Raw genomic sequence first — 23,251 nt, 5'->3', positions numbered from 1 at the left:
AGAATAATCTTCTCAAAATCTGAAGTTATACGTGATGGATGGGATAGGGTTGCCAAAAATGGATAGCTGATAGCCGTTGATGCGGCCATTTTCGGCTTTAAAATACACCGAATACGCATTGTGCCGACCCAGCAGATTATAGACCGAAACGGTCCAGGAACTGTGGGCCAGCTTTTTTACTTTATGATTGCCTTCGATATTCATGGCGATATCGGCGCGGTAATAGTCCGGAATTCGATACTGATTGCGTTCTGAATAAAGCAGCCGGGCCGAATTGTCGAGTATGTACTTGCCAACCGGCAGGGTAATGGGTCGCCCGGTGCTGTAGGTGAAGTTCAGCGATACACTAAACCGGCGGCTTAACTTGTAATTGCTGATCATCGTAAAATCGTGCGGCTTGTCGTAGCTGCTGGGGTAAAAATTGCCCTGATTGATATTTTCGCTGTTGTTGAGCCCGTTGGTACGCAGCAACGTCCGGGCATAGGTGTAACTGAGCCAGCCATTCAGTTTGCCCGTCATTTTTTTGAGCAGAAATTCGATGCCGTAGGCTTTGCCCTCGGCCTGCACGACATCCGTTTCGATATGGTGGTTGAGGATCAGCGTGGCACCACTCCGGTAGTCGAGCAAGTTCTGAAGGGTTTTATAATACGCTTCGACGGATAGTTCAACGGTGTTATTGCGGTTGTTTTTATAGATACCCACCGCATATTGATCACCTATCTGTGGCTTGATATTCGGGTCGCTGAGTTTCCAGATGTCCGTCGGCGAAATAACCGTTGTGTTCGACAGCATCTGAATATACTGCCGGGTTCGGTTAAAGCTCGCTTTCACGGAAGCCGTGTTCGACAGGGCATACCGGATGGCCAGCCGGTACTCTGGCCCGTGGTACGTAGAAATGGCTTTGTTGGTGTTGTACGAAAGGGTATCGATAATGGTGTTCACCGACTTCGGGAAGCCCGGCGCATATTGGTAGACCGATCCCGGCCCTAAATACGAATAAAAGGAATAGCGCAGCCCTGCGCTGATCGACAATTTAGGGCTGACATCGAAGCGGTCGCCAATGTAGACCGCACTTTCCAGGCCCTGCTCGGTAGGGACCACATCGGGCACAATCAACGACTCCCCGCCACTAGGGCCAAAAGTACCCGGAGATATTCTATAATGGGTGGCACTGATCCCAAAATCAACGGCATGCTGATTGGTGGGATAATAATTGAAGTCCGCTTTTAGTTGCGATTGTTTGATGGAGAAGGCCAGCTTATAGGCATTGACCGGATTCTTATCACTCGACACGTCGTATTTATAGCCACTATAGCTTCCCGTAAATACACTGTAGAGCTTATTGGTAAAGATGTGTTTCCATTTCAGGGTTGCGGTCTGGTTCTGATACCGGTAGGCTGTGTCGCTGTTGAGCTTGAACCGATCCTGGCTTAAATAGCCGGTCAGGTAGATCGTATTCTTCTCATTAAAGTCATGCGTAATGTGCAGATTGACGTCATAAAATTGCGCCTGACTTTTCTGGAAAGACGCGTTTTGCAGCTGTTTCAGCAACCAGTCGGAATAGGAGGAACGAACCCCGGCAATGAATGACGTTTTATCTTTGAGGAGCGGACCTTCCAGCGTCAATCGGCCCGTGAGCAGGCCAATTCCCCCCGATCCAACAAACTTCTTTTTGTTGCCATCTCGCGTCTGCACATCCAAAACGGACGACAACCGGCCCCCAAACCGCGATGGAATGGCGCTCTTGTAAAGCTCGGCACTCTTGATCATGTCGGGGTTGAAGGCCGAAAAAAAGCCGAACAAGTGCGATGAGTTATAGATCGTCGCGTCATTATATAAGATCAGGTTCTGGTCAGTAGCGCCCCCGCGCACGTTGAGCCCGGTCGAGCTTTCGCCCACGGTTTTTACGCCGGGCAACGTCTGAATAACCCGCAGCAGATCGGCTTCACCCAGTGCCGTGGGTACTTGCTTGATGCTTTTGATGTCGACCCGTTCCTGCCCCATTTGAAGGCTGGAGATGTTTTTATCTTTTTCGGCCTCAATCACGACCTCTTTCAGGGCAATGATATCATCTTCCATATCGATATCAAACTTGCCATCGGCATACAGGATAATCCGGCGCCGGGTGTCTTTAAGGCCGATACTGCGCAGTTTGAGGTCATGCCGTCCGCGTGGCAGCGTGATGGAGTAAAAGCCAAACTGATCGGAAAGAGTACCAACGCGTGGATTGTCCAGATAAACGGCGGCTCCCACAATGGGCTCGCCCGAGGAGACATTTCGCACGTAGCCCGAGAGCGTAGACCGCCCCGGCCGAATCGGATTTATACGCTTACCAATTTCGAAAACTTTCGTTTCGGGCTCTACTCGTTTAATTTGACTCTCCGTCAGGTACGTTGAGTCGACGCCCGAATCCGACCGTCCCCGCACAAAGAAGCCAATGGGTAATTCAGTACGAATAGGCCGGGTCGTTGTGATATAAACCCGTTGCTGGTTATCAATGGCAAACGAATACCTGGTATCCTTGAAAAGTTGCTGGAGCACAGATCGGACGGTTTGCTTTTCGACCCGCATATCGACCGCAATGCTATCGGTATCCGCTGGATTATAAAAAAAGCGATAGGGCGTTTGGGCCTCAATCCGCTGAACGAACTGGCTAAAGCGCAGGTTTGAAAAATCACCACTAATGGATTTGTCAGGTACTACCTGCCCCGATACGGTTGTCAGGCAACAAAGTAGTCCGAGAAAGAGGAGACAGGCGCGGTAAACTTGGGCCATAATTACTTGGTTAGTTCTTCATACCGTTTTGTTACCTGCGTAACGGCTGTTTCACGCTGGTCCTCGGTAAACTTGAGTTTGTTGGTCCGGATGTATTTACGCAGATTTTTCGCCTGATCGGGAAACAGGTTAAGCAACGAACGCTTACTTTTTACTTCATGATAGAGCCCTTCTTTCAGGATATAGAAGCGATCTTTCTGTACATAATCTGCTCGGTAGGTGCCACTTGAAATATCTTCGTGAATGGTTTTGACCCGATGCGACAGGGCTTTGGCTCGGCCATTGTACAGCACTTCATAAAAGCCCGTTGGTACACCCACTGCGCTATCACCAACAATGCGTGAAAACTGATAGTCTCCCAGCGAAAAGGCCGCCACATAGTCGTTCCGCACCCGAAGACGATACCCACCGCCTGGTGGTTGAATAGCTAGTTCATCCCGAACAATGTCATACAGCATTTGCACTTGATTATAGTGCACCCCATTGTAAAAAATAGTACCCATCTGAAGGCTGTCGATCCGATAGAAGGGATGGATTTTTATGCGGTGGTCGTGAGGAATGTATTCGTTGCCTTCGTAAATATGAGCCTGCTCATAAAGCGTTCGCTCGTATGTTGTTATGGCTTGATTTCGGGCAACTTGCCGGAAGGAGGTATCGGGCTGGACGGGTTGTCCAGTAGCGGGTATGGTCAGGTAGAGAAGAAAAACAACGATAAACGTATAAGGCATAGGAGTCGAGGAAGCTGTGCGGTTAGATGACTGCCTAAAAGTAGCGTAAACCGATCAAAAATTCCCGTTAACGAGCTATTATATGATGATAGACAAATTTACTAATTTGCTTCTCGGTTGAGCGTGCCGTTGATATAGCTCACTTGCTAAGCGTTATACTATCGTTTATATACGCAAATAGAAGCCAAGGCCTGTTGTTTTAATGACACAGCGCAGGTTATATGCCCTGTCTAAGATACTGACATACAGTAGTTTGGTGTTTTGTTTGGCGCTATAGAAAATCTTTGATAATGTTTATATTTGCTTAAACAAAATGAACCCTTGACCTAACAAAATGAACCGGACGAATCTGCCTTCAACAGAGTTATTGCAAAGCGTAATGATGGCGTCGACTAACGGCGTGCTGGTTCTTCAGGCTATTCGAAGTGCCGATGGCAGAATAATCGACCTGTACATGACGATGATAAACGCCGTGGCCGAACAGGAGCTGGATTGTCCGGCTGTTGAAGCCTTAGGTCAGTTGTTTTCCCAGTCATTTCCCCATTTGGCAGAAAAAAACTTGCTGGAACTGTATCGGAGGGTATTGGATACAGGGCAATCCGCTCAGTTTGAGGTTCGTTATTTTCGCTCTGGCCAGACCAGGCCCACTTGGTTAGCCGTATCCGTTGTGCGGTTGGAAAAAAAACTCCTGATTACGTTTACGAATAATACAGATACGAAAATAGAGGTCGGTGAGGTGGAAATGGCCGATACAATGCAACTGGTCTTCGATGAATCGGTCAATGGAATATCCATTTTTAAGGCTATCCGCGACGAACATAACCAGATCAGCGATTTCCGATTGATGATGGTAAATGAAGCCGGCCTGCGAATGACGGGCTATCAACGCGACGATGTGGTGGGCCGTACCATCTGGGAAATGTATCCGGCAACGAGCATCAATGGTCTTTTCAAGCAATATGTGCGGGCTTGCGAAACAAACCAGATCATTCAGGTAGAACACTATTATCCTGAGTATGACATCTGGCGGGAAGGGAAGATTGTCCCCATACCAGAAGGGATTATGGTTACCTATAATGATACGACAGCGATCAAAAAAGCCCAAGAAAAAGTTAATCAGCAGGCTGAACTTCTGGATGCCCTTCTGGAACATATTCCGACGGGAATAGCGGTTGTCGAGCCGATCTGGGCAGATAAGGGATCTCCTGAACGCGTAGTCGACTTTGAGGTCCTTCAGGCTAACTCAGCTCTGGAACAGGTCATTGGCCAGTCAAAATCCCAGGTGATTGGCCAGTCCTTAACCAGTGCGTTCCACAATACCAATGCTAGAACATTGCTTAGCCACTGTCTGGAAGGCCTCCAGAAAGGTAATGTGCAGACGTTTGACATGCAGTTAAGTCAGCACGACTACCGAGTTTCAGTAACGGCAAAGGGTGACCAGCTACTGTTGGCTTTTACCAGAACAAATTAATACAATTTAGCCAACCTGATTTTCCGATCACCCACACTTTCTGTGGGCGTGAGCCTTATTGCCCCAACTAACGAAGTTAGCCAGTCTACGTGATCACTTGTCAGGCAGTAGCTTGTCGGGGTGCTCATTTCTCCAGGTCAATCCCCATTTCATGGCAATACACGCATGCTTACACGGCTGGTGGACTAGCCATGGACAATTAATAGGCTCCAGTAATCACGAAATTGTTGAGTGATGTTTTGACAAGTTTCATTTAATTCCATTAATTTACATAATCGTTTTATTTGTATATAAATTAGTAATTATATTTGGCGATTAATGTGTATTATGATTTTATGCTCTTGTTATAAATTGTATGCTGATCGGCTAAAGTGCTGCTACGAGAATCAAGCGATACACCTAGCACTAGGACAGATCGACTCTGTTCATTAACGAGTACTTACGCCAAAACTTAATGAGAAAACTATTACTCTTTTTTGCGCTGTCCGTGTGTATGGAAAGTTTGGCCCAGCCGACTGATTGCGCCTTTACAACGAGTTACACACTCACTTATCAGTCAACGGATGGAGCTGGTCATTGTACTTTTCTATTTAAACCCACCGTGACCATCATTCAATCAGGAGCTTCAGTTAAATTGGTACGGTATACCTTCACCGTTGGTGCTACTAGCGTAACCGTTTGTTACGCCAACAATCCGGTTGCTATCGTAAATTGCAGTGGTTCGTTCAATGCCATGCCGGGTGGAGTAAATCAGGTTTTTCCGGTAGCTACCGTTGTATTGCCCTGCGGTAGTGGCAACCTGGTGATGACAGGGAGCACCTCGGCACAGGGCGCTAGTACGTGCACCTCTCAACAGATTTTTAGTGGTCCTCTGCCCGTTAAACTCGTTTCGTTCTACGGTACGACAAAACCGAATGGGATAAACCTGAATTGGGTGACCGAATGGGAGTCTACGAATGCCGGGTTCGACGTGCAGAAAAGCACCAATGCCAAATCATTTGAGGGAATTGGTGCAGTGAAAGGGAACGCCACTACTAGCCAGACGTCTACGTACGACTTTACCGATCAGGATGTCCAGCCAAGACAAACGTATTACTATCGCTTGAAACAGAACGATGTAGATGGGACGTTTACCTATTCCCGAATCGTGGCCGTTCGGTATATAGCTGACCAGGATATACCAGTCAACGTGTATCCTAATGCCACCACAGGGGGAAGCTTTATGCTATCGATGCTGGGGGCTCAGTCGGCAACCGTTCATCTGTATAGCCAAGCCGGGGTTGAATTGCCCATAACGATCACGAAAACGGGAGATCCGAATGTAGTTTCGGTCGTTGCCCAATCACCTTTGGCCAAAGGAATTTACCTGCTTAAACTTTCCAGCGCGGATAACCTGGATCATAAGTCACTGAAAGTAGTTGTTCAATGAACACTGCGCGGTTAAAATGGTGATCTGAAACGTAGTTATCAACCTTTAATTTTTCTAAAAATGGCTATAAAAGCGAAGCCCTCCGTCCATTCATTTCCTAAAAAATCATACAAACCCCCCTCCGTCAAATTACTTGGGAATGCTAAAAAACTAACGCTCAAGAGTGGCTCCGCTGCTGATGGCTTCGGTGCATTTACTTAACGTTTTCCAGGGCTAATCATGCGAATAGCACAAGGTCCACCCGTCATGCTCAGTAACAGACGAATGGACTTTGTGTTATTTTAAGAAAAGAGTCGTTCAGCTTTTTTCGCCTGCTCCTTCCATCTGTTCCGTCTGAGCATGGCCCGCTGGTGTTGGTGGCCCCAACATAGGTTCACCACCCATCGGTTGCGCTTTCACCTCCCGGAATTCGCTCCGGCCATCCAGCGATGGGCCGTGGGTCCATCGGCGATTGGCGCCAACGGTTGGCTCTGCAGGATCAATATTTGTATTCACAAAGGCATAGTTGAATTCCTGATTCTCCAGCTTTTGCGGGAAGCTGTTTGGAATTGGCAGTACATTACGGGCGTCACCATTGCCCAGCTCTTCCAGAACGGCTAACCACTGCTGCTGGTGCATGGTGTCGCGGGCAATCAGGAACGACAGCATATCTTTCATGCCAGCGTCGTCCGTTAGTTCATACAGGCGCGTTGCCAGCGTTCGGCCGGTCGCTTCAGCCATAACGTTGGCATACATGTCGGCCGCAATATTTCCCGAACTCACGACCCAGGAACCACTGAAGGGGACGCCGTTGGCATCTGAAGCCAAAGCACCCAGACCACCCGACAGAAAATGCCGTGGGTCGCCACCACCAACGATTTTCTCCATGATTGGATCGTTCCCCACAATCGTGTCAATCACGCTACTCGACGCGCCTTCCAGGTTGAGGGACACGGCCGTAGCCAGCATCTCAATGTGGGCAATTTCTTCGGTGCCTGTGTCTAATAGCATATCGCGATAGCGTACAGGACCGCGCGAGTTCCATGCCTGAAAAAGGTACTGTAAACACACCCGGATTTCTCCCTCAATGCCGCCGATGGCCTGCTGAAGCGCGCGTGCAAACTGCGGGTTTGGTTTATCAACCCGTACGTTATACTGTAGTTTCTTGTCGTGATAGAACATAATGTTTGAGTAAGGGGACTATTGGTTATAACTTTGACTAACTGTGCGGCTGTTTGTCTAGAACCGCTGTCAATTGAACTGCAACCGTATCTGCCAGGCCAATAAATTTGAGTGTAAATGAGGTAGCGGTCACCTTTTAATGAGCCTAGATTAATTTTTGCGATGTAGGTTTAGGCTGAGTCAGCAACCCTGCCCCCAGTTCGAGCAGGCCGAAGGCAAGATGTGGCCAGACGATGCGTTTGGCGAAACCCAGGAGCCATGGCGAAGCCGCAACCAGGACACCACTCAGCGTATCGACGGTTAGGTGCGTTGTCATAGGTACTTTTTTTACGACCCCGGCTTCGTAGTCTGTAAAGGCCGATAAGCCCAACACGGCTGCACCCGTACCAAGCGCTACCTGGCGAGCCTTATCGTTGTCGGCAAAGTCAAACAACCAGGGTGATGCCATAAAGAGGGCCCCCGTCGTATAGTCCAGCAAACCATGGACTTTGGTTGGAATCGGTTTCATAAGGTTATCTGGTTTTAGCGCTCAGAGAGATTTTTCTGAATACGTACCGGTCATAACCTGACGCCGGCTGGTCTGTATTCTGAAGAGGCCTCCGAATAAGGTAACGGCCATCGGACCATTCCCTTATTTGCCGGGTACCCGGCTGGCCTGATCGGTTGAGTAGTCAGGAAATGCATCGCTAAATCAATCTGATAGATGGAAACAGATCGTGCTCAATCTAATCCGCGAGCGAGTTCACGCATGGCCGGTATTGTCGAGCGCAATATAAAGGCCCTGTTGGTGCGCCGACAGCAGGAGAAAGCAGGGAAAAAAATGGCTGATAAACTGGCCGATACGGTCACGGCTTTTGCGGGCAGCTTACCCTTTGTCTGGATTCATATGCTGTTGTTTGGCGGCTGGATTGCCTGGAACGTAGGCTGGCTGGGGCTCAGGCCGTTTGATCCGTCCCTGGTTGTGCTGGCCATGGCAGCATCGGTAGAAGCCATCTTCCTGTCGACATTTGTTCTCATCAGCCAAAACCGAATGGCCGCGCTGGCCGACAAACGCGCCGATCTGGATTTACAGGTAAGCTTACTGGCGGAACACGAAATTACACGGCTGGTAACGCTGGTGACTGAGATAGCCAGGAAAATGGATATTCCGGCTGCCCATGACCCGGAGATAGCCGAACTGGCCAAGGATATACGCCCTGAGAACGTGCTGGATACGATGGAACATCACGAGCGGAACAGCGCGTAAACGGGTAGGGGATGTATCAGCTCGACAGGGAGCCATCAACGGTTAGGACCATTGCCTCACTAGGCTATAAACGGGCAAGCCGTACTGAAGGAGACCCGTGTTGAAGATATCTAACCAATGACTGGACTCCTGGCCTGAACGGGTTTCAGCCGGGCAACAATTACAATGAGTAATCGTACTATAAATCGATGGCCGCAAAACAGAGTTCAGCAAACCGAGCTGGCGTTGTGGGGCGGCCTGGAGTGTACCGTTAATCGGGTCGGTGATGCGTATCAGGATCAGGTAATTCGAAGCGGACATCATCATCGACCGCAGGATTTAGACCTAATTGCCAGTCTGGGTATCAGCGCCCTGCGTTATCCCGTTTTGTGGGAGCGAACGGCTCCCAACCATCCGGATGAACTGGACTGGCGCTGGCCCGACGAACGACTGAACCGCTTGCAGGAGTTGGGTATTCAGCCAATTGTTGGCCTGGTGCACCACGGTTGTGGCCCACGTTATGCCACCTACGACAAACCTGCCTTTGCCAGCGAGCTGGCCCGGTATGCGGGACGTGTTGCGGAGCGATATCCCTGGGTAGATGCCTATACGCCCATCAACGAGCCACTTACCACTGCCCGGTTTGGGGGACTCTATGGCCATTGGTATCCGCACGGTCATTCCAGCCGGATATTTATCGATTTACTGCTAAGGGAGTGCCGGGCTACGGTTCTGGCTATGGCTGAGATCAGGAAGGTCAGGCCCAATGCTCAGCTCATTCAAACCGACGATTTAGGGAAGACGCACAGCACCGCGCTCCTAAGCTACCAGGCTGACATGGAAAATGAACGTCGGTGGCTGAGTTGGGATTTGCTCTGTGGGCGAGTAACGCCTAATCATCCCTTATGGGACTATCTGCGCCAATCTGGAGCGAACGAGCGCGACTTGTGGTTTCTGGTCGAGAACGCCTGCCCGCCCTCACAGATTGGCGTTAATCATTACGTAACTAGTGAGCGATACCTGGACCATCGGGTGCATAAGTACCCTCCTCATCTGTGTGGGGGGAACGGTCGCCATCGCTATATCGATACGGAAGTCGTGCGTGGAGCTCCCGATCAGCGGACCGGGCTTGGTGGGTTGCTGCTGGAAGCCTGGCAACGCTACGGTATTCCCATAGTCATTACTGAGGCTCACCTGGGCGATAGGGAAGAGGAGCAGATGCGTTGGCTGGGCGAAATCTGGCAACAGGCGCAGCAGGCGAAAGCGCTTGGTGTCGATGTGCGGGCGGTTACGTGCTGGGCCCTGATGGGATTATATGACTGGCACTGTTTGCTGACCCGTCAGGAAGATAAACACGAACCCGGCGTATTCAATGTGAGCTGTGGCCATCCCGAACCAACGGCGCTGGTGTCTATGCTACAGGGGCTGGCGGCAGGTAAACCCGTTGAGTCTTTGGTGCCTCCTGGCCTGGGCTGGTGGCAGGTGGAGCATCAATTCTCCTGTCTGGGAACGTCATTTGCCAACAGTATGCAATCCTATTAATGAATAATGAACGAACAGTTTACGAAACAGGAGTCTCCCGGGTCCGGGTCCTCACCTAAAGTAACGTGAATAATGAGTTTAAGTGTGAGGTGGAGTCCTTAACCTTAGGACGCATACACGTCTTTTTTCTTACAGAAAAGCCCTATCAGGTGCGACCTAGATGGACAAAGGTAAGTCGCACCTACGGCGCTTCAGATCAGACATAAGCTAGACAACTATTAACAGGCCATCCCTCGCGGGATTAGGCAGGTCTTTAATCTATTATTCACGTTAAAGTAGCTTATACACCCATCTCGACTGATGCCGTAGGCATCCGATATTTCGGAGCCGCCCGTGGGGTAGAAAAAGTAGGCCATCTTTCGGTCTTTTTGGTCGCGATCGAACGGAGCAAGGGTTTGATCGCGATGTGACCAAAAAAGGAGAAAAGAGGTGTCAGTTTGACAAACATTTAGCCGCTACGCGACCCCAAAAGATGTGTGCATACTCTACGTGTCTTCACGAACCGCCGGAGGGTTAGCCAGATTTACTTGCCGGATGTGCGGTCTTTAAGGAAACGGACCTAAGAGACAGTGTCAGTTGCTTAAAACGGACAATTAGAACGCTCTACTAATGAGCTTTTTACATAGTTAAAATACACAAAAAAAGGCTGGTTCGCCCATTTGTAAGTCGAACCAGCCTTTTTTTGTGTACTGCAGCTTATAATTTATCGACGATCTGCCGAGCTACTTTCAAATGGGTTTTTACCAGCGGATGAGCGGCTTTTGCAATGGCTTTCAGACTAGCATCCGATGCGCTTGACTGAACAGTTGACATAACCGTATCAAGTTTCTCATGGCCTTTAACCCCACTCTCGGTCAGGTATAGGCGGTCGAAAGACATTCCTGTAGCGCTTTGCAGTTTACTCAACATGGTCTGTGTTTCGGCGTCCGGTCCCGTAGGCAGCGTCATCCCTTTAGCGCTGGCAATTTCCTGGAGTTTAGCCGACAAACCGGTTTGTTCCTCGACCTCGGCCTGCGCCAGAAGTTTGATTTCGGGATTGGTGGCCTGTTGTACGGCCAGCTTGCTGGCTTCCAACTGCATGACGCCCCCTTTGGCTACCTGAAGCATAAGGTCCTGATCGGCTCCGGAGAGCTTCTCGGGGCTAGCCTTCACGGCGGCTACAGCGGCAGCCCCTTTCTTATTCTGGTTGTCGAACGACGACGTACTTTCTTTACCCACAGTAGTGGTCGAGCCTGCGTTCATTGTTGTATTGGTCTGCTGCGCCAGCGATGCTGTTGCGAGCGACAGAGAGACTAACAGGCCGAAAGCCATTGACTTAGTTTTCATAACGTTTTTTAAGTATTGATTCTGGAACAATTGCTGTTTCTTCTGAGCAACGACCTGCGTACGATTCCTGTTTACTGTCGCCGGAAAGAGTAAGGGAACGGGGCCTGGCAGCCCGGAAGAGGAAACTGCTCCGCATCAATTATGCCTACGGGTTCCTTTCAGGTTGGTTTGGGTAGGGTAACGGCACCCTACCAATAGTGGCGAAACCCATCGAAACAATCCAGCCATTCTTTATACGTGTTGGGCTTAACAATGTAGGAATTACTGCGATAATGATAGGAGTCCCGAATATCAGTAGGATCGCTGGAGCAGCTTAACATAACAACTGGAATCTCCCGGTATAAATGATGGGTTTTGAAAATCTGAAGTAAATTCCAGCCCATTGCGCGATAAGGCAGATACAGGTCCAGCAGAATCAGGCTAGGTAATTTTTTTTGCTCCAGTGAACAGTTCTCTAAATAATGAATTGCCTGAGCTGCATCGGGCATCCAGACGGCCTCCACTACCGGAAAACGTTGTAAAAGAGCCCATCGAATAATAAACTATTGATCGGGATTGTCCTCGATAATCAGGATAGATGCTTTTCGCTTAGTATCCGCTTTGGTAGTAGGCTGATACGACATATAGAGACTTAGTGAGATTACCTACAAATGTATATAATTATGTTTCTCAATCATTTGTAGGAGATATCAGATGTTGCTAAAAAAATAAAAATCGTTTTATTGATGGTCTAGTAGTGTTCGTAGTTAATCATCGGTAAACGTCTGGAGATGCATTTCTCCGTCGAAAAGGCTATTAAACCTTCTTCGTATCTGTTAGTTAAACGGATGAAAATAGGTTGTTCATTACTCAACATCTAGTACTATGGAAGACGAAGATAAAGAAGCGATCATTCGGGCTAAACAGGCCGTTTCGCCCGCAGGGTTGGGCGACCGCTCCGACAAATCCACTACTTTACCCGGTAACAACACGCCTGAAGATACCCCGCTCAGTGGTATGGATACATCGCCATCCGACGATGAACTGAATGATGATGAGGCAACAACGACGCATCCAAATCGAAATCGTGATGGGAAAGTCGACATCGGTAAGCCACCCTATAGCTAGGTAAGCAAGCCTGAGCTAGACGTTCGACACACGGCGAAGGCGTTTCCATCGGAAACGCCTTCGCTGCATAAAATAGCTAGAACGCTCCGCACTGTGCCCAAGCGCCGTTACCTGATTCAAGGGCTTTCCAGGGAATTGCAACCCCTGAATAAAGCCTAACCAAAATCCAGCGCTGAACCCATTGCATAACAATACCAATACAGTTGCCAACTAGGCTTTGTCCCGTAGCCCTCCGTAAAATTGCCTAGTAACGCGGTTAGACTAAGCGGAAATTTACTTCATCTGTACTAGCCACAAGCGTTAAATTAAACCAAAAACTAACGAAAAGCGCATGATTTTTGGCTGAAATGGAATAACTTTATAATCCATTGGTCAAGTAGATTAGTTCTATCTGTAACCGACCAATATCTCCCTTCAACTGTATGAAAAGTAAAAGCGATCAAGCCAGAATTAAGGCTAATTTTAGCCAGGCCAAAGTACTGGTCATCGACGATAGTGATGATCACTGGCTCCTCATTAAAAAGGCTATGCAGGTGTGTCTTTCTGAAGTGATGGCCGTACGGGCAACTACTGCTGATCAGGCACTTGATTGGTTAAGAGAGTGGCAAACCCAGGAGTGGGAACTACCTAAGCTGATCGTGCAGGATTTGTATGTACCCGAGCGGGAAAATGGCTGGACGTTGCTGCGGGCCATAAAAGATATGCCTGCCCCCTTAAATCAGATACCAATTCTCATGCTTAGCTCCTCTACGAGCAGCCACGATATTATGGATGCTTATAAACTCGGAGTTTCCTCTTATGTGACGAAACCAAGCAGTTACGAAGAATGGATCGCCTATTTCCAGGAACTGCGGGCTTACTGGTGGGAAACGGTTAGTCTGCCACCTTTGCAGTTTAGCCTATAAGTAACTAACCAGATAGCCTACGCACGGCCTTAAAGTCAAACTCCGCACCCACGTTCAGCGAACGTGGGTGCGGAGTTTGACTTTAAGGGTGAATACGTCGAAACGCATGCGGGCCTATCAGTCCGGATCTCCGCCCTGAGGTCTCGGCTGACCCGGATCATTCATGCCTGTACCGGTCGTTATCTGGCCTCCGCTTGTCCATAAACCACCGCCATTGACGCCATTGTTTTTGGTGTTTTCACCACTGGGCTTGTCGCGGGGGCCATCAGGATCGGCGGTGTTCTCCGGGTCATAATTGCCGGCATGGCTCCCCACATACGACTCACTTTCTTCAGCCATGTCCGCTTCTCTGGGGTCGCCGGGAGTAGGGCTGTTTTTGGCATCTGGCTTGTTGTTGGTATACTCGTCGTCCTGCGTTGTCATGAGTTTATAGATTAAGTTGATGGATCAATCAGGCCTCCAGGCTAATCGGTAGCCTGATCATTGCCTTAGTGTGGTTGCTTGAACTGATCGTTGAGATTTTGTGCTTCAATGACTTTTTCCAGCTCGACCTGTTCTGTTTCGTGCGGTAGATTGGACTCCGGCGTTTGGGAGAAGGGTACGTTTTGCGGGATGAAATCTTCCATGGCTCCGGGCTTGCTATACTCATACGGCCACCGATAAACGGCTGGCAGCTCGCCGGTCCAGTTGCCGTGTCCGGGATGGATAGGAGCCGTCCATTCCAGCGTGTTCGACCGCCACGGGTTTTGCGTTGCCTTTTTGCCTTTGAACATGCTATAGAAGAAATTCCACAGGAAAATCCACTGGCCAGCGAAGGTCATAATGGCCGCAATGGTAATGAAGGTGTTCATGCCCGAAAAGTTACCCTTCATGAAGTCATAGCTCGTAAAGGCATAATACCGCCTTGGAAAACCCGCAATGCCCAGGTAGTGCATCGGGAAAAACGTCAGATAAACGCCAACGAAGGTCAACCAGAAATGGATGTTGCCCAACCGCTCGTTCATCATCCGACCAAACATCTTGGGAAACCAGTGATAGACTCCGGCCAAAAGTCCGAATGCCGCAGCGGCCCCCATCACCAGGTGAAAGTGAGCCACTACAAAATACGTGTCGTGCAACGGAATGTCCAGCGTCGAATTGCCTAAAATAATACCCGTTAGACCGCCTGAAATGAAGAAAGAAACCAGCCCGATCGAAAACATCATGGCCGTTGTAAACCGAATGTTACCTTTCCAGAGCGTGGTGATGTAATTAAATGCTTTAACCGCCGACGGCACCGCAATGATCAGCGTCAGGAACATGAACACGGAGCCCAGAAATGGATTCATGCCGGAGACAAACATGTGGTGACCCCACACGATAAACGACAGAAACGCAATGCCCATCAGCGAGGCAATCATGGCTCTGTACCCGAAAATTGGCTTGCGGGCGTTTGTCGCAATAATTTCGGACGTGATACCCAGTGCTGGCATAATCACAATGTATACCTCCGGGTGACCCAGAAACCAGAATAAATGCTGAAACAAAATGGGGCTTCCACCAACGTTAGGCAGGGCTTCCCCTTTGATATAAATTTCGGATAGATAAAAGCTGGTGCCAAAGTGCCGGTCGAAAATGAGCAGCAGCACGGCAGAAAGTAGAACAGGGAAGGAAATCAAGCCCAGTACCGCCGTCAGAAAAAAGGACCAGATCGTTAAGGGTAGTTTGCTGAACGACATACCCCGCGTGCGCAAATTGATAACGGTGGTGATGTAATTGATGCCACCCAGTAGCTGAGAGATAATGAAGAACGCCATGCTAATGAGCCATAGGGTCATCCCTATTCCCGAACCCGGGTGAGCCTCCGGTATGGCACTCAGGGGCGGGTAGATGACCCAGCCGCCAGCCGCTGGCCCCGTTCGAACAAACAGCGACGAGAACATGATCAGACTGGCTAGGAAGAAAAACCAGTAGGAGAGCATGTTGAGAAAGCCCGACGCCATGTCGCGGGCACCGATCTGCAACGGAATCAGAAAGTTGGAAAACGTACCGCTCAGGCCGGCTGTCAGCACAAAGAACACCATGATGGTGCCGTGCATGGTGACCAGCGCCAGGTAAAAATCCTGATCCAGTTTACCGGCTTCATTGATCCAGTTACCCAGAATCGGACGTAGAAAATCCAGCTTCATGGACGAAAATCCCAGTTGAAGTCGAAAAAAAACGGATAAGCTCAGACCAATGACCGCCCAGAAAATTCCCGTAATCAGGTATTGCCGGGCAATGGTTTTATGGTCTTCGGAAAATAAATATTTCCGCCACCGGCTTTGGGGTTCGTGTTCGGCATGAACCGCGTGATGGGCCTCCGTTTCGGTCGAAAGAGCATCGGCTCGCGGGGTTGTTAAGCCCAGACGCATGCTGGCCGACCCGGCGAATAACCAGCCAAAAAAAATAGCTGAGATCACAAGTACTCCTGTAAGTAACATACAATGAGACTTTTAATGATTGATTACTAAGTTGTTGTCCTGGTTTCTGAGAGATAGGTGGCGGTACGCTGTTTATGTGGGAGACAGTTTACTTGAAAGGTGGGGCGTGGCCGTCTCAACTAGTAAGGATACGTGTTCACTATAAACCTATAAGGTTTTTGAAACCGCTCCGGCGGGCCTGGCTTATAAGTTTTTAATCGTGAGGCTGGGATCTTTCTCGGAGAAAGGCGACGTATCCTGGTCGCCGAGTAGCTGGAGTTCGGACTTTGCCTGGCGTTTTTTGTTGTGTTTCTTCTCCCTGACAAACTCGTTCTCAGAAGCTGGGTTTAACTTTTGTGTCAGGTAGGTCAATAGACCCGAAGCCAGCAATAAACCAATTATTCCATATATCATTTTTACCTCTTCCATGGCTTGTGTGGATCGGTTTAATGAGTTAAAACGCCATGCTTTAATCGGTATCATCATCCAGGCTATGCGTCACCAGCTTAGCCAGACCGATCGCACCCTGTTTCGCTTTTGCATCGCCACCCGGAATTTGGGCTACGACACTGAATACGTGATTGTTGTACAACACATGAAGGGCTCTTTTGCCGGGTTCCCAGATCGCCTTATCGCCTACGTTCTCAACCGCCACGCCAGTCGCCGTATTTTTGGCCGGGCTGGCAATGGGCGGAGTCGGATTCGTCATGCCATCGATCGGAGCCGATGGGTCATTGCCGCGAGCCGAGTCCTGCTTAGCGCTGGTCGTGGTAGTACTGGCCGGTAATTCGGCATTTGTTCCCTGGGGTTGCGGCCCGTAGATCGTTGGTTTGGCTACTGCATTTTCATCAGCCGCTTTTTTAGCTTCGGGTTGAAAAAGCTTATCGAAGAAATATTCAGACTGGAATGTAGACTCGAACGGTTTGTTACTTTCCAGGTAAATACCCACTTTGTTGGATCCCCACCGCAACTCGCAACTGTTGATCTCGCTGTACTTTGCCAGTTCTACGTTTTCGCCCAGTTGAAACAGATTCCGGACAAATTCTTCGGGCAGGTAATTACAGCGCTCCTGATAATGGTAATCGGTGCTGAGAAGCCAGGTTCCGCTTACGCGTTTGGCGACCTCATCATCACCCGTACCGGCTGCGCTGCCGTTGTCGATATTGTCCCGTTCCTGCGTCGAGCAGGCGATCAGGCATAACCCAATAAAAAAGAGATTTAGTTTTCTCATCGTTAAGGTTGTCAGAATGGCTTTGTCAGCCAGTTTTGTCTATCACAGTCCGGGAGCGAAAACGACCCGCATCGTTTCTTTTTTGTTGAACAGATCGTAGCCCTTCATACCCTCATCGAGCGACATTTTGTGTGTCAGCAGAAAAGATGAGTTCAGTTCACCTTTTTGCAAATGCTCCAGCAAACGCGGAATGTAGCGCTGGCCATGTTGCTGTCCCATCCTGAAGGTCAGGGCTTTGTTCATAGCCGCACCCATGGGAACGCTGTCAATCAGACCACCGTATACGCCCACAATGGAGATCGTGCCGCCCTTTCGGCAGGCCATAATGGCTTCACGGAGCACAATGGGCCGGTCGGACTCCAGCCGGACATATTGCTTGGCTTTATCGTAGTAATAATCCAGCCCTTCGCTCACGGCCTCCATGCCTACGCAGTCGATACAGCGGTCGGGACCGCGCCCACCCGTTAGTTCGCGCAGGGCTTCGTGAATGTTTACGTTCGAAAAGTCGAGGACTTCGGCTCCGCTAATTTCCTTCGCCATACGGAGCCGTTCGGGCTCCCGGTCAATGGCAATCACGCGGGATGCGCCCAGCAGAAAAGCGCTCTGAATCGCCATCTGGCCGACTCCTCCGCAGCCCCATATGGCCACAATATTGCCCGGTTGAATATCGGCGAGGTCAGCCGCCATAAATCCCGTCGGCATCGCATCCGACGCAAAAACGGCGGCTTCGTCGGGGAGTCCTTCCGGAATCACAAAACAACCCCGGTCGGCAAACGGAACCCGGATATAATCGGCATGCGAACCGGCATAGCCCCCAAAGGCGTGTGAATAGCCCAGAATGCCCGCTGGAGAATCGCCATAGGCTTTTTCCGGAATCCAGGCGTGTGGGTTCGAGTTATCACACAACGACCAGTTGGTGTCTTTGCAGTACTGGCACTCGCCACAGCCCAGAATCGAGCAGACGACCACCCGGTCGCCTTTCCGTAGCTGCTTCACCTCGGAGCCGATTTCGACCACCTCGCCCATAAACTCGTGGCCAATAATGTCGCCTTCGCGCATGGTGGGCACATAGCCATTGAGCAAGTGCAGGTCCGAGCCGCACACCGACGATAAAATAACCCGGATGATAGCATCCTTGGGGTTAATGATGGATGGATCGGGAACCCGCTCGGTGCGCAGGTCGCCAATGCCGTTATAACATACCGCTTTCATGTTTTTGGTCCGCGTCTGCGTATTCAAGTGAAGGTTTCTGACTCGTTTTCTGTTCGCTTTCGCGGCCCGATGGCTGCCCTTCGATGGTAGCAATCTCGCCGGTCTCCATCAACTGCTTGAACCGGCGCAGATCCTGCTTGATCATTTGCTCGAAGGCCGGATTGAACAGTTTCATAATGGCTCCACCCAACTGGCCTGCTGGTGGACGATATTGAATAACCGCATGAACTTCGGTGCCCTGCCCACTGGGCGCGTCCACAAAGCGTACTTCGCCTGCGTTGTCGATCCTGGCGTTGTCGACCGACTTCCAGACCAACTGCTCATTTTCGACTTCCGTGATGATCTGGGCATCCCACTCAACGGTTCCCAGTATGCTGGCCAGCTTCGTATCGGCCAGCTGGGCTACCCAGTGCGAGCGTTTATCGTCCAGTTGCCGAACCTCCTTCAGGTGATACATGAAACGGGGTAAGTTTTCCAACTGCCGCCAGTAGGCATATACTTCTTCGCGGGGTTTATTGACCGTTAGGCTTTTGGTAATTTCGATCAACGCCTTCGTTGTATCGGTTGAATCGGCCGTGTTACGGCCAATAGCGCTGTTGATCAGACAATTGCCTGATGCCCCCCGGTAAAAAAGGTAACCGCCCAGGGCCGCTGTAACGAGTCCGCCCAGCGAGTGCCGACGGAGGCCGGATGAGAGCAATAGGGCACCGCCCGCCACGGACAGGATTCGTTCACCTGCGCCTATATTTACCTGGCTTGAGCCCGTATTGTCTGGCTCAAGCTCGCCAATACCGAGTACACTCGACAGGGGTTTTTGCTTGTTTTTCATAGTTGTTGGTCGTTCTATGATCAAGGGTCGATCAGGCAGTCAGCTTAGCGGATAGCACCGTCTGATGCCGGACGTCCTGATAATGAGTTGGGTGAATTTAGATGAGCTCCATCGTCGACGCCTACACCCAGCCGGTCGATCAATTCGCCCCCTAGCCAGCCGGTAACGCCGGAGACAAGAAAGCCAAGAAAAGAAGCCGTTAGCGACAGCATCGACGGTTGGTAGGCTGGTTCGTCGCGCCGGAGGAACCAGCTCAACCCGAAGAGTAACAGCACAATCACGTTGCCAATCCCATGAAAGGCACCCACTTGTCGGGCGCGAGTTCCGGTGGGTATGGCCAGCCAATCGATCAGGCCCGGCACTGCGGCAGCAAGGCCACCGAGGAGACCGGCAACCGTCATCCAGTATGATACAACGGACATCGTGGGGTTGTCGTTGACGAGATAGACGATGTTGAAAATAACCGACGTGGCCAGCAGGCCAAGCGGGAATACGATAAGAATCGGGTGCGCCGGGTGACGCGCCAGCTTTGCTTTACTTTCCATAAATCAAGGGTTGGACGGCTAGAAAATGGCCGGTCAGTAGGGCATCCAGCTAAGGTATAATCAGCTCATCGATAGTCAGTAAGTTCATGGGAGAGGACGGTGCATGACGATCATGCGCCGTCCTCCCTGCACATGCGTATGCTTATGACCGGGCCGCTTGCTGATTGACATTGCTGGTCGCAATGGTCGTCAGCTTCTCGTCTGTCGACTTTTCTTCCTGTAAGGTTTGCTCCAGTAGATCTGCTACCTCATTCTGACCCGCCTGTTGGGCCAGTGTCCGGGCAGTACCATAGGCCGCAATTTCATAGTGCTCCATTTTCTGAGCGGCTCCAATGATGGCTGCGTCGGCCAGTTGATCATCTTCGAGTTGACTCAGCAGATCCTCTGCTTCATCAATCAACCCCTGCATGGCCATACACGTTTCGCCATCGGGATCAATGCCCATTTGCTGGGCAATCTGCTCAAGCCGTTTTACCTGCTGCTCGGTTTCACGCTGGTGTGTTTGAAATGCCTGGCGCAGTTGATCGTTCTGGGCGCGCTCCATCAGTTGAGGCATGGCTTCGAGAGCCTGCATTTCTGCGGAGTACAGATCCTGGATCGTGTGCTCCATAAATTCCTGTATTGTTTTCATGAGTGCTCTGTTGGTTTTGTTAGCGATATAACTTTATCGGCCAATGAGCGTATGGAACTTCAGCAAAAAGTAAGGATTTGGTCTTAGGCTTTTTTGAGGATGGAAATCATCAATAAAAACTCTCGATCTTCAGGAGTTGCTCTTCAACTGGCCGGGGAACAACTGCCCGGTCGAGCAGTATGGATGGAGCAGACTTCAGGGCTTCCCAAAACCCTCTACGCATATTGATGTCCGAAGCCATCTGCCTAAGAATAAGCAGTGTATGCCGGAAGGCGAAATACGTTGGCCGACGCAGCCAGTAATACCAGAGCGTATCGCGCGTGATATGCCGGGTCCGCTGGGCGACGTTTCGTAATGGAGAGGGGTAGTGATGGGCCACCATGTCTTCGGCATAAGCTAAACTCCAGCCGCGGGTGCGCATGTCGACCGAAAACATCCGCTCTTCGCCTGCTATGGCGAACCGGCTGTCAAAACCGCCTATGCTCAGGAAAGCTTCCCGCCGAACAACAACGGCGCAGCAAACAAATCCCAGTACGGGTGGGCCGGGTAGCGGGCGAGGGTCGGTCAGGGGGCTATTCTTCATGGCGTCGCAAACAGAGTCTACTTCCTGAGAGTCACCAATCAGTATTTTGCCGGCCAGTACGCCCAGGTGCGGATACTTTCGGAAATAAGTAGCGGCTTTGGATAGGGCATCCGGCTCCCAGAACGAATCATCGTCGCAGAAGGATACCAGGGGTGTTTTGGCCAACTCGACGCCATCATTACGAGCCGCACACCATTTGTTCTGGTCGAGAGCCAGCACCGTTACCTGGGGATAAGCGGCTTTCACACGGTCGGGGGTGTTATCCGTAGAGGCATTGTCGACAACGATGATGGGTGGTTTTTGCGGGAGGCTGGTTAATTTATCCAGTGTCCACAACAAGGTGTCGATTCGGTTTCGCGTAACAATAACAACTGTAATATCTTCCATTGCTGATCTAACGGAATCCTGCGGGATCGGTCAAGTAAAAGAGGGGAGGTTTATTCATGCTGGTGGAACGAGAGTAGTTCGTCCGACGAGGCCTCGTAACGGTGGGCCACGTGGTAGGCTGCGGGCTGCACATATTGTCGGCGCAACCACCGGCTCAGGCCGTCTAAACCGGGAAAAAGTACGCGCTCATTAACATTGGCCTGATCCAGCTTATCGCGTATTTCCCACTTCAGGGAGTAGTCGATAATTAATTTTCGATACATGTCCGGCCGTTGTTCGAGCCACTCACTCAGCGACATGCAAGGGCTGGATACGACCGAAAACAAAGCGTATTGATTGATAATGCGGTCATCAATCGAGGGCGGCTCGAAAAGCAATACAAAACGATCATCGGCCAGTTTATCGAACGCATCCAGTGACTGAAGGTGACTCAACATGTCGATCGTAAAAATATCGGCTCCTTCCTCTTTGAGCAACTGGCTTAGCGAATCAGGTAATTGCTGATGTACTTTCTTGTAATCGAGGCACCAGATGACCCCATCCCGGTCGTATAACTCCAGGGAGGCTGTCACAAAATGCAGAGCAACATAGGGCGAAAATGTCCAGTCCAGCAACCGGGTGGGTAAGCCGTGGTGCTGCGCTACGGAAAGCCAGTACCAGAACGAGTCGTGCTCTGCTAGGTTACGAAGCGCGTACTTTTTGAAGTTTCGGAGTAAATGCCGCTCGTTATGGGCATAATCGTCCCCCAACCGCATCAACGATGTGTTGAGCGTATAACTCGCATCGGCCATTCCCCGAAAGGCAAAAGGTGGCCGAAAACGCTGGATGGTCGGCGACCAGGCGTCTTCATACAGGCAATCCATTAACTGGCTCCAGGTGGTAACCCGCTCCTCACGCATAGGGCTGTCTGTTAAATATAGGGTGTGATCAGGCGCCGAGGGCTGTTTGAGTTACCGTGCTGTCAGTTTCAAGAAACCTATTGGATAGGCGGTCAACTGGACGAGGTTTTTAGGAACCTCCCGTGTCAGTTTTAAGCACGGCAACCGCAGACGGTCAGCGACCCGGCTGACAGCACGTCCATCGTGTCTGCACAACCGTCGGAGTAAGTTTTAGAAATCCTGATTTACTAAATGACTTACACGAACGAGTGAGCGTTGGTAGGCTCACTCGTTCGTGTAAAAATCGGATAAAAGAAGCCTGTACTACTTAAGGACGGCCACCTCCGCTACCCGACGAGCCGGACGTGCCGGACGTGCCGCTGCCGCCCGATCCACTACTTCCTGAACCGCTGCCCGTGGTGCCGCCACTGGCTTTGCTGTTTTTCTGCTTAGCACCCGATTTGCTACCCATTGAACCCTGGCCTGATGTGCTTCCGCTCGCCTGGCTGCCAACGCTTCCTGAGCCGCTCGAGGAGCTGCCCGAGCCTGAACCAACCGTTGAGCCGCTGCGGCCCGAGCCGGAGGTGCCTGACCGGCTACCGGAGCCACTGCCCGACTGGGTGCCTGAGCCGGTAGAGCCTTGGGAAGATGAACTTCCACTTTTGGTGTTCGTGGATGACTGGGCTTGTGTGCCCACGGCTACTGCTGTCAGCAGGGCAACCGTCATGATTACTGTTTTCATACGTTGAATTGGTTTATGAGTCTATGTTTCTAGATACTCATCCACCTCAACCGATCAGTAAGGTGAAAAGCTTTGGTGATGCGTAATGAGTGAGGAAACGGTT

23 protein-coding genes are annotated in these 23,251 nt (G+C 50.5%); 6 read left to right on the top strand and 17 right to left on the bottom strand.

What is annotated here, in order from left to right; genetic code table 11:
• Positions 1-12: 12 nt before the first annotated feature.
• Both ACYVAM_RS03895 and ACYVAM_RS03890 read right to left on the bottom strand, forming a co-directional pair.
• Positions 13-2,775 (bottom strand): TonB-dependent receptor, encoded by a 2,763-nt coding sequence (locus ACYVAM_RS03895; protein WP_461064099.1) that lies wholly within the window; start codon positions 2,773-2,775, stop codon positions 13-15.
• A gap of 2 nt (positions 2,776-2,777) precedes the next feature.
• Complete coding sequence (locus ACYVAM_RS03890; RefSeq protein ID WP_461064097.1) at positions 2,778-3,503, bottom strand: hypothetical protein; 726 nt, start codon at positions 3,501-3,503, stop codon at positions 2,778-2,780.
• Between the two features lie 334 nt (positions 3,504-3,837).
• Here ACYVAM_RS03890 and ACYVAM_RS03885 point away from each other — a divergent pair, with 334 nt between their 5' ends.
• Both ACYVAM_RS03885 and ACYVAM_RS03880 read left to right on the top strand, forming a co-directional pair.
• Positions 3,838-4,974, top strand: coding sequence for a PAS domain-containing protein (locus ACYVAM_RS03885; protein WP_461064095.1), 1,137 nt, complete (start codon positions 3,838-3,840; stop codon positions 4,972-4,974).
• 454 nt (positions 4,975-5,428) lie between these two features.
• Entirely contained in the window at positions 5,429-6,403 is a 975-nt protein-coding gene (locus ACYVAM_RS03880; RefSeq protein ID WP_461064093.1) for a T9SS type A sorting domain-containing protein, read from the top strand.
• A 297-nt stretch (positions 6,404-6,700) separates the two neighbouring features.
• Here the strand turns inward: ACYVAM_RS03880 and ACYVAM_RS03875 are convergent, their stop codons facing one another.
• Positions 6,701-7,564, bottom strand: coding sequence for a manganese catalase family protein (locus ACYVAM_RS03875; RefSeq protein ID WP_461064091.1), 864 nt, complete (start codon positions 7,562-7,564; stop codon positions 6,701-6,703).
• A gap of 145 nt (positions 7,565-7,709) precedes the next feature.
• The gene (locus ACYVAM_RS03870) at positions 7,710-8,072 is read right to left on the bottom strand and encodes an SPW repeat domain-containing protein (RefSeq protein ID WP_461064089.1); all 363 of its coding nucleotides are present in this window, start codon (positions 8,070-8,072) and stop codon (positions 7,710-7,712) included.
• 195 nt (positions 8,073-8,267) lie between these two features.
• Between ACYVAM_RS03870 and ACYVAM_RS03865 the strand changes: the two genes are divergently transcribed.
• Together ACYVAM_RS03865 and ACYVAM_RS03860 are read left to right on the top strand one after the other, a co-directional pair.
• On the top strand, positions 8,268-8,810 hold the full coding sequence (locus ACYVAM_RS03865; RefSeq protein WP_461064087.1) for a DUF1003 domain-containing protein: 543 nt from the start codon (positions 8,268-8,270) through the stop codon (positions 8,808-8,810).
• 165 nt (positions 8,811-8,975) lie between these two features.
• Positions 8,976-10,331, top strand: a complete 1,356-nt coding sequence (locus tag ACYVAM_RS03860) for a family 1 glycosylhydrolase (protein WP_461064085.1) — start codon at positions 8,976-8,978, stop codon at positions 10,329-10,331.
• Between the two features lie 696 nt (positions 10,332-11,027).
• On the opposite strand, the gene ACYVAM_RS03855 is transcribed toward ACYVAM_RS03860, so the two are convergent.
• Positions 11,028-11,657, bottom strand: a complete 630-nt coding sequence (locus ACYVAM_RS03855) for a DUF4142 domain-containing protein (RefSeq protein ID WP_461064083.1) — start codon at positions 11,655-11,657, stop codon at positions 11,028-11,030.
• Positions 11,658-11,845: 188 nt separating this feature from the next.
• Complete coding sequence (locus ACYVAM_RS03850; RefSeq protein WP_461064081.1) at positions 11,846-12,160, bottom strand: response regulator; 315 nt, start codon at positions 12,158-12,160, stop codon at positions 11,846-11,848.
• Between the two features lie 361 nt (positions 12,161-12,521).
• Between ACYVAM_RS03850 and ACYVAM_RS03845 the strand changes: the two genes are divergently transcribed.
• Complete coding sequence (locus tag ACYVAM_RS03845; RefSeq protein ID WP_461064079.1) at positions 12,522-12,764, top strand: hypothetical protein; 243 nt, start codon at positions 12,522-12,524, stop codon at positions 12,762-12,764.
• Between the two features lie 422 nt (positions 12,765-13,186).
• Positions 13,187-13,669 carry a response regulator gene (locus tag ACYVAM_RS03840; protein WP_461064077.1) on the top strand — a complete coding sequence of 161 codons (483 nt, stop codon included), beginning with the start codon at positions 13,187-13,189 and terminating at the stop codon, positions 13,667-13,669.
• Between the two features lie 117 nt (positions 13,670-13,786).
• Here the strand turns inward: ACYVAM_RS03840 and ACYVAM_RS03835 are convergent, their stop codons facing one another.
• The 11 genes from ACYVAM_RS03835 to ACYVAM_RS03785 form a co-directional block, all read right to left on the bottom strand.
• Complete coding sequence (locus tag ACYVAM_RS03835) at positions 13,787-14,092, bottom strand: hypothetical protein (RefSeq protein WP_461064075.1); 306 nt, start codon at positions 14,090-14,092, stop codon at positions 13,787-13,789.
• A 65-nt stretch (positions 14,093-14,157) separates the two neighbouring features.
• A complete protein-coding gene (locus ACYVAM_RS03830) occupies positions 14,158-16,131 on the bottom strand; it encodes a cytochrome c oxidase subunit I (RefSeq protein ID WP_461064073.1) in 1,974 nt (657 codons plus the stop codon).
• 183 nt (positions 16,132-16,314) lie between these two features.
• On the bottom strand, positions 16,315-16,539 hold the full coding sequence (locus ACYVAM_RS03825) for a hypothetical protein (RefSeq protein WP_461064071.1): 225 nt from the start codon (positions 16,537-16,539) through the stop codon (positions 16,315-16,317).
• A 40-nt stretch (positions 16,540-16,579) separates the two neighbouring features.
• Positions 16,580-17,341 (bottom strand): hypothetical protein, encoded by a 762-nt coding sequence (locus tag ACYVAM_RS03820; protein WP_461064069.1) that lies wholly within the window; start codon positions 17,339-17,341, stop codon positions 16,580-16,582.
• A 42-nt stretch (positions 17,342-17,383) separates the two neighbouring features.
• Positions 17,384-18,553, bottom strand: coding sequence for a zinc-dependent alcohol dehydrogenase (locus tag ACYVAM_RS03815; protein ID WP_461064067.1), 1,170 nt, complete (start codon positions 18,551-18,553; stop codon positions 17,384-17,386).
• Entirely contained in the window at positions 18,534-19,382 is an 849-nt protein-coding gene (locus tag ACYVAM_RS03810) for an SRPBCC family protein (RefSeq protein WP_461064065.1), read from the bottom strand. The genes ACYVAM_RS03815 and ACYVAM_RS03810 overlap by 20 nt, the downstream gene beginning before the upstream one ends.
• A gap of 44 nt (positions 19,383-19,426) precedes the next feature.
• A complete protein-coding gene (locus ACYVAM_RS03805; protein WP_461064063.1) occupies positions 19,427-19,927 on the bottom strand; it encodes a DUF2231 domain-containing protein in 501 nt (166 codons plus the stop codon).
• A 142-nt stretch (positions 19,928-20,069) separates the two neighbouring features.
• Positions 20,070-20,558, bottom strand: a complete 489-nt coding sequence (locus tag ACYVAM_RS03800) for a ferritin-like domain-containing protein (protein WP_461064061.1) — start codon at positions 20,556-20,558, stop codon at positions 20,070-20,072.
• Between the two features lie 109 nt (positions 20,559-20,667).
• On the bottom strand, positions 20,668-21,528 hold the full coding sequence (locus ACYVAM_RS03795) for a glycosyltransferase family 2 protein (protein WP_461064059.1): 861 nt from the start codon (positions 21,526-21,528) through the stop codon (positions 20,668-20,670).
• A 50-nt stretch (positions 21,529-21,578) separates the two neighbouring features.
• Positions 21,579-22,427, bottom strand: a complete 849-nt coding sequence (locus ACYVAM_RS03790; RefSeq protein ID WP_461064057.1) for an FRG domain-containing protein — start codon at positions 22,425-22,427, stop codon at positions 21,579-21,581.
• Between the two features lie 307 nt (positions 22,428-22,734).
• The gene (locus ACYVAM_RS03785) at positions 22,735-23,148 is read right to left on the bottom strand and encodes a hypothetical protein (protein ID WP_461064055.1); all 414 of its coding nucleotides are present in this window, start codon (positions 23,146-23,148) and stop codon (positions 22,735-22,737) included.
• Positions 23,149-23,251: the final 103 nt, after the last annotated feature.

The sequence above is a fragment of the Spirosoma horti genome, from assembly GCF_054776595.1.
The sequence above is the reverse complement of the archived record's forward strand: the minus strand, read 5'-3'. Positions and strand labels throughout refer to the sequence as shown.

Coding starts and splice junctions, on each gene's coding strand:
- ACYVAM_RS03825 (WP_461064071.1), bottom strand. CDS start 16,539: ATGGAAGAGGTAAAAATGATATATGGAATAATTGGTTTATTGCTGGCT.
- ACYVAM_RS03830 (WP_461064073.1), bottom strand. CDS start 16,131: ATGTTACTTACAGGAGTACTTGTGATCTCAGCTATTTTTTTTGGCTGG.
- ACYVAM_RS03840 (WP_461064077.1), top strand. CDS start 13,187: ATGAAAAGTAAAAGCGATCAAGCCAGAATTAAGGCTAATTTTAGCCAG.
- ACYVAM_RS03895 (WP_461064099.1), bottom strand. CDS start 2,775: ATGGCCCAAGTTTACCGCGCCTGTCTCCTCTTTCTCGGACTACTTTGT.
- ACYVAM_RS03835 (WP_461064075.1), bottom strand. CDS start 14,092: ATGACAACGCAGGACGACGAGTATACCAACAACAAGCCAGATGCCAAA.
- ACYVAM_RS03790 (WP_461064057.1), bottom strand. CDS start 22,427: ATGCGTGAGGAGCGGGTTACCACCTGGAGCCAGTTAATGGATTGCCTG.
- ACYVAM_RS03820 (WP_461064069.1), bottom strand. CDS start 17,341: ATGAGAAAACTAAATCTCTTTTTTATTGGGTTATGCCTGATCGCCTGC.
- ACYVAM_RS03870 (WP_461064089.1), bottom strand. CDS start 8,072: ATGAAACCGATTCCAACCAAAGTCCATGGTTTGCTGGACTATACGACG.
- ACYVAM_RS03810 (WP_461064065.1), bottom strand. CDS start 19,382: ATGAAAAACAAGCAAAAACCCCTGTCGAGTGTACTCGGTATTGGCGAG.
- ACYVAM_RS03795 (WP_461064059.1), bottom strand. CDS start 21,528: ATGGAAGATATTACAGTTGTTATTGTTACGCGAAACCGAATCGACACC.
- ACYVAM_RS03880 (WP_461064093.1), top strand. CDS start 5,429: ATGAGAAAACTATTACTCTTTTTTGCGCTGTCCGTGTGTATGGAAAGT.
- ACYVAM_RS03785 (WP_461064055.1), bottom strand. CDS start 23,148: ATGAAAACAGTAATCATGACGGTTGCCCTGCTGACAGCAGTAGCCGTG.
- ACYVAM_RS03800 (WP_461064061.1), bottom strand. CDS start 20,558: ATGAAAACAATACAGGAATTTATGGAGCACACGATCCAGGATCTGTAC.
- ACYVAM_RS03860 (WP_461064085.1), top strand. CDS start 8,976: ATGAGTAATCGTACTATAAATCGATGGCCGCAAAACAGAGTTCAGCAA.
- ACYVAM_RS03855 (WP_461064083.1), bottom strand. CDS start 11,657: ATGAAAACTAAGTCAATGGCTTTCGGCCTGTTAGTCTCTCTGTCGCTC.
- ACYVAM_RS03885 (WP_461064095.1), top strand. CDS start 3,838: ATGAACCGGACGAATCTGCCTTCAACAGAGTTATTGCAAAGCGTAATG.
- ACYVAM_RS03845 (WP_461064079.1), top strand. CDS start 12,522: ATGGAAGACGAAGATAAAGAAGCGATCATTCGGGCTAAACAGGCCGTT.
- ACYVAM_RS03815 (WP_461064067.1), bottom strand. CDS start 18,553: ATGAAAGCGGTATGTTATAACGGCATTGGCGACCTGCGCACCGAGCGG.
- ACYVAM_RS03805 (WP_461064063.1), bottom strand. CDS start 19,927: ATGGAAAGTAAAGCAAAGCTGGCGCGTCACCCGGCGCACCCGATTCTT.
- ACYVAM_RS03875 (WP_461064091.1), bottom strand. CDS start 7,564: ATGTTCTATCACGACAAGAAACTACAGTATAACGTACGGGTTGATAAA.
- ACYVAM_RS03890 (WP_461064097.1), bottom strand. CDS start 3,503: ATGCCTTATACGTTTATCGTTGTTTTTCTTCTCTACCTGACCATACCC.
- ACYVAM_RS03865 (WP_461064087.1), top strand. CDS start 8,268: ATGGAAACAGATCGTGCTCAATCTAATCCGCGAGCGAGTTCACGCATG.